Annotated in this window: 1 protein-coding gene; it reads left to right on the top strand. The window is 40.9% G+C overall.

Annotation, left to right across the window (positions count from 1 at the left end; genetic code table 11):
- On the top strand, nucleotides 1–445 hold a 445-nt coding region (locus HUK49_RS10630), incomplete at both ends, for a phage major capsid protein (RefSeq protein ID WP_191913670.1).

The raw sequence follows: 445 nt of genomic DNA, 5'->3' as shown, positions 1-445 counted from the left end.
TACGCTTATTAATAGCGTCACTAAAGAAGTTTTAGGCGAATCCGCCGTAGTAAACGAGGATTTGTCTAACGTTGTTGATATTGGTAAACAGGTTATCGACCAGCAAAACGGGCTTGATAATTACGTCCGTAAACTGGTTAACCATATCGGCAAGGTAATTTTTGTTAATCGTGCTTATGCTGGCGGCGTTCCGTCCGTTATCATGGATGCGTGGGAATTTGGCTCCATTCTGGAAAAGATTTCTACCGCAATGCCAGAAGCGCAGGAAAACGAAAGTTGGAATTTACAGGACGGGCAGGAATATAAGCAAGATGTTTTCCATCAACCGAAAGTAGAAGCAAAATTCTTTAACTCAAAAGTTACCTTTGAAATTCCTATGAGCTTTACGGAAATTCAGGTTAAAGAATCCTTCTCAAGCGCGGAACAGCTTAACGGATTTATTTCA

This window comes from Limosilactobacillus portuensis, assembly GCF_014838735.1.
In the GTDB taxonomy this organism is placed as follows: Bacteria; Bacillota; Bacilli; order Lactobacillales; family Lactobacillaceae; genus Limosilactobacillus; species Limosilactobacillus portuensis.
This window is presented reverse-complemented; position numbering and strand designations above follow the sequence as displayed.